This window comes from Dysgonomonas sp. Marseille-P4677, from assembly GCF_016652235.1.
GTDB lineage: Bacteria > Bacteroidota > Bacteroidia > Bacteroidales > Dysgonomonadaceae > Dysgonomonas.
This window is the reverse complement of sequence record NZ_JAEPKU010000208.1, coordinates 1-4,276: the sequence shown is the minus strand read 5'-3', so window position 1 is coordinate 4,276 and position 4,276 is coordinate 1. Positions and strand designations below refer to the sequence as shown.

The window sequence follows — 4,276 nt, the reverse complement described above, 5'->3', positions numbered from 1 at the left end:
TTTCGAATATTTCCACTTCCGAAAGTGGTTTCAGACTATAAGACGGAGAGAATACAAAGTCGGCACCGCCATTGATTTTTATTTCCACTTCTGCTGCTGTGACTTTTCCAAAGATATCAAGCTGGGTTCCTTTTATACTTCCATTTACATCTAGTCTTGCCGTAGGGGTAGACTTATTTATGCCTACTCCTGATTCGGTAACAACAAACCAATCTTTTCATGTATCATTAGAATCCCATTTTATGTTACCAACAACAAATCTATCGGAAATTCCAGCATCATCTCCAAGATGAACCCTAAGATCTGTGGCATTATCACTCTTCACGAACTTAGCCATCCAAACAAAATCTGAATTGAACCCAGTACCTCCAAAATGAAGTTTAGTCCCCTAATCCCGTTTTATTAGAGACATCCCATTCCCCAACATATAGATCGGCTCTTAGGACGCTGCCTCCGGTTACTTTAAAATTACCATTTACCGTCTGGTCCTGAGCGAATACTGTAGTTGTAGTAAGAACTAAAATTATCGATAATATGTATTTTTTCATAGCTATATTTTATTGGTTTTGATAATGATAATCGTACGTTTGGATTGTTTGCTCTTTACCTGATGCGTCTTTAATATATGTCCGTTTTAATCTATTAAATGTATCATATTCGTAATAGGTAGTTATACCGGAGGGATCGGTAGCTGTCAGCATACCAACCAATGGCTGATAGGTGTAGGTCGTGACTAAGGCACTAGGTAAAGCTTTTTGTAAACTTCCATCTTTTAGCTTTGTTTCATTAGGAGTTGTAAGAGATGATAATGCATCTATATTTGTCACCGAAAAGACTGCTTTCGCAGCCGCTTCGACTTCTTCGAATGTTGCATTCTTAATCTCCGCGATAGGATACTGGGAGTTATAGCTCCAAAGATATAATATGTTAGTTTGAGCTGGAAGCCTTAATCCTAATAGTTTGCCTTTATTATTATATTTTATAAAAGTATAGTCATTCTTGAAATAATTGGAATAAGTCGGAAGTGATTGAGGAATAGTAGAATTAAAAGAATAAATCTGTGATGGAAGATATAATCCCAATGTATCTTTATAAATAGTCTTATTTGCAGAAACAACTTTCGAATTTACAGATGTAATTTCTTCAATGGGAATACCGATTAAAGATCTATCGACCATTCCTTTACTAATATTATCTATATAATCAAAAGGGTATTTAATTATCTTACTAACTTCTTTCCCTTCGCTATCTTCTGTCTTCTCTGTTGTAATTAATAAATAATCAGCATTGTACGAATAATTAGTTTTTGACGTCTGAGCATTTTTGCCATTTACATAGGAGATGATAGTTTTATCTTTAAGAGTAGTTTCCCCCACCTTTATGTCATAAAAGCCAAAAAAAGCTCCATCTGTTGATGCCAATGGTGCCGGCACATGGGTTTTGAATACGGTGATATCCTTTATGTTATTGGTTATATAATTAAATATCTCCCTACGTATCAACTCTTTACATTTAGAGTATTTTGTTATATCTAAGGTGTAACCATTTAAATAATTCTTTCTTGTCGGAAAAAAAGGAATATAATTTTCAGCAGCCATGCCTATAGTTGTATTTGCATTATTAATAAAATTATATTCTATAGATCCATATTCTCCATTCTCTCCCAAAAATTCAGTAACAGAATCATATCCGACAACGTTTCCTTGGGCTGCATTACTAAAAGGAACGATTGATGATGTGTTAGCTAAAAGATACTCTCTGTAATCAACATTTTTTATATATGGAGTAATTACACCTGCACTCCCTCCTCCGATAGAGGATATTATAAAATAGTCTGCCGCTATTATTTGATATTCATTAAAGGTAGGTTGGTACATTAAATTTGCTTTCGAATAACTAAAGGTTCTTACCTCAGCCTTTTCACCTCCATTTCCTTTATCAATTATTTTTTTTATTCGTAGGCCTGCTCCTAAGTTTATTCCATCTTTTACTTCTTCGTCTTTCAAATAATTCACTGCTGCATATATCTGAAAATCGATAAAATATAAAGGCCTAATATCTGCACATAGCCTATATCTTCCGGGAGGAATTCCTTTGAATGCCGATTGATTGCTTTTATCAATAGTTCCATTAGAACTTTTCATGTCAGAGTAGGAAAATTTCAAATAAAATGTTACATCTTTTTGATATATGTCTTTATATTTAACAAAATTTGTCCCATCAAAGACTTCTAGCCAAACATAGATCTCATTATTCATTCCTGAGGGAGGTTGACTACACAAACATGATTGACACAGGTCTGTTATCCTGAAGTTTAGGCCTGCTGTTTCAGTATATTTCTCTATAATAAATTCATCTCCGTAGAGTTTTTGTGCCGCTGCATTTGTCGGAGATTTACATCGATCATCCGCACTAGTTGGTATATAAGCCTTGCTGATAGTACTATTTGATACAAGTCTGCTTGTAAGATAGGTGCGCATAAAAGAAATATCATGAGGTTCATAGTAAAATTCTGTTATACCTCCTGTTGGATATTGAATTTGGATAAGTGTGCCATTCTGAAGTAATGCCAAAGAAGGTCGTTTATTTCGACCATAATATAATTTCCCTATAGAACTGATTGATGGTATAGTGTAAAAAGATATGGGACTTCCTTCAATCTGTCCCATATTATAATAACCCCAAAAGTCTGTCTCTAATGAATTTTTTGCAGGCAAGCTTCCTTGGTTATATTGAAAAGAATAAACAACTTCTTTCCCTTCGTAAATTTCGCTTAATCTATCTAAGAATAATCTTGTAGAAATATAATTATCTCCTCCTCGATAACTATATGAGAAAGAGTATGATTTAATCTGTTGATCTAGATTATTCTTAACTTGTATAGATGATATTTTTTTAGGGGTAGTAGTATTTGGGACACTTCTCAAATCAATCCTATTATCAGCATTAATTAGAACAGTTCCTCCATTGAAAGAAACCTTTGTAGGCCTTAGCTGTTTTATTTTATTATATGAATAGGTATATTTTTCATAATTTCTTTTTAAAGTTACTTTTTGCCCCTGAGGGTCAATGTCATATTTTGTATATTCCAAAAGCGATGCCCCATCATAAATATATACATTTTCCGTTAATGTCACAGGAGTATATAAATATTCTGCCTCATACTCAAAAGTGACTCTGTTTTTTTGAGGAGATTCAATATATTCTAAATACCATGCTGTTGTAATATTAGATACTAGCTGATAGGTTTGTAAACTCTTCAGATATTCTTCATCATAGTTCAATCTAATTCCACTTGTAAATGAATAAGTAGCAGATGTCTCAACTTCTTTGAAGCCGTAAATATATCCATTAATATCTTTTACAGACCAAACCTCTGTTGATGGATTATATATAAAGCTTATATACTCTTTCGGACTCTGCAGAATTGCTTTAGCTGCTGTTGTTGTATTTTTATACCCTTTATATACAGTGTTTATGCGATCAAAGAACATTTCCCCAGAGTAACCTGCAAAATTATAATAATACATATCAGGTTCAGAATCACCTAATCCATCAAGGTACGAGTAGTATTTACCAAATACATTTCCAGTCAACTTATTAGATGCAGCAATAGTACTATCCAACTTCGTCAAAGATATATTATCTTCATAAAATCCCTTGTAAGCAGTATTATTTGGTTTGAAGTCATCGCCCCCTAAAACTGTTTTAGTTATACATCCTCCTATATTTAAAGTCCATCCTAATCCAATAGAACTAGCCTCTTGAGACACTTTAATACCTGAAGCATGATAAGAAATATTGATTGGTATTTTTTTTCCATCTAAATCTATCTCATATAAAGGGATATTAATATTAGGAGTACCAGTATAGTGCCCTATTGGTGTATGCCCGTATAAACCTAAGGACGCTGTATTTGGGGAAACAGGGGTGACCTTATATTTTTCTTCATTTGTAGCAGCTTGTTGAGCTTTTCCTACTATTGTAAGTAATAACAATATTGTTAATATTGTTATTCTATTTATCGATAAATCTGATAACATACTCTATTTTTTAATAATAATCTGGTTAACAATTAACTCATTGGCAGTAATCCTTAGTATATAACTCTTTGGTTGCAGATTACTGCAATCTATCGTTTCATAATAAGTGCTTGCTGTTTTTGATTCAGCCTTGATCTTCTTTACAGGCATGCCTTCTATTGAGTATAGCTCGAAAGAGACTTTGGCATCCTGCTTCAGTTCATACTTAAGGTTTAACATCGATTCTACAGGAT

The 4,276-nt window shown here is 33.3% G+C and carries 3 protein-coding genes; all 3 read right to left on the bottom strand.

Annotated features, from left to right (window positions below):
- Nucleotides 1–380: 380 nt before the first annotated feature.
- Nucleotides 381–548, bottom strand: a complete 168-nt coding sequence (locus JGH11_RS19195; RefSeq protein ID WP_201114486.1) for a hypothetical protein — start codon at nucleotides 546–548, stop codon at nucleotides 381–383.
- A 9-nt stretch (nucleotides 549–557) separates the two neighbouring features.
- On the bottom strand, nucleotides 558–4,043 hold the full coding sequence (locus JGH11_RS19190) for a hypothetical protein (RefSeq protein WP_201114483.1): 3,486 nt from the start codon (nucleotides 4,041–4,043) through the stop codon (nucleotides 558–560).
- Between the two features lie 3 nt (nucleotides 4,044–4,046).
- Nucleotides 4,047–4,276: T9SS type A sorting domain-containing protein (locus JGH11_RS19185; protein WP_236264227.1), on the bottom strand; the 230-nt coding region annotated here is incomplete at its 5' end.